Origin of the sequence: Micromonospora sp. 067-2 (assembly GCF_046549295.1) — a bacterium.
GTDB lineage: Bacteria > Actinomycetota > Actinomycetes > Mycobacteriales > Micromonosporaceae > Micromonospora.
In genome coordinates this window covers 1-680 of sequence record NZ_JAJPWB010000024.1, presented here as the reverse complement: position 1 = coordinate 680, position 680 = coordinate 1, and the positions used below count along the sequence as shown (strand labels likewise).

The following is a 680-nucleotide window of genomic DNA, read 5'->3' as shown; positions in this document are numbered from 1 at the left end:
CATGCTGCGGCGTTGAAGCAGGTGCCGTCGTGTGAGTTTTTTCCGTTGGAGGCGGTGCGGACGAATGTGTTGGGTTCGGCGAATGTGGTGGAGGCCGCTGAGCGTAGTGGTGTGAGTTCGGTGGTGATGTTGGGTACGGATAAGGCGGTGTATCCGGTCAACGCGATGGGGATGTCGAAGGCGTTGATGGAGAAGGTGGCGCAGGCTCATTCGCGGAATAATCCGGGTAGTCCGACGACGGTGTCGTCGGTGCGGTACGGCAATGTGATGTTTTCTCGGGGTTCGGTGATTCCGTTGTTCATCGAGCAGATCAAGGCGGGTCGTGCGCCGACGGTGACGAATCCGTTGATGACGCGGTTTTTGATGTCGTTGCAGGATTCGGTGGAGTTGGTGGAGCATGCGTTTTTGCATGCTCGTCCGGGTGACATTTTTGTGCGGAAGGCGAGTGCGTGCACGGTGGGGGATCTGGCGGCGGCGTTGTGTGAGCTTTTTGATGTGCCGGCGAAGGTGGATCCGATCGGGGTTCGGCATGGTGAGAAGGTGCATGAGACGTTGGCCAGTGGTGAGGAGTTGGCGCGGGCGGAGGATTTTGGTGAGTTTTTCCGGGTGCCGGTTGATGATCGGGATTTGAACTACGCCTTGTATGTGACTGAGGGTGAGATTGGTGGGGGGCCTGTTGA

At 58.1% G+C, this 680-nt stretch carries 1 protein-coding gene; it reads left to right on the top strand.

Annotation, left to right across the window (positions count from 1 at the left end; translation table 11 throughout):
* Nucleotides 1-21: 21 nt before the first annotated feature.
* Nucleotides 22-680 (top strand): polysaccharide biosynthesis protein (locus ACLJN9_RS30520; RefSeq protein WP_410815155.1); only part of this gene is annotated, 659 nt, incomplete at its 3' end.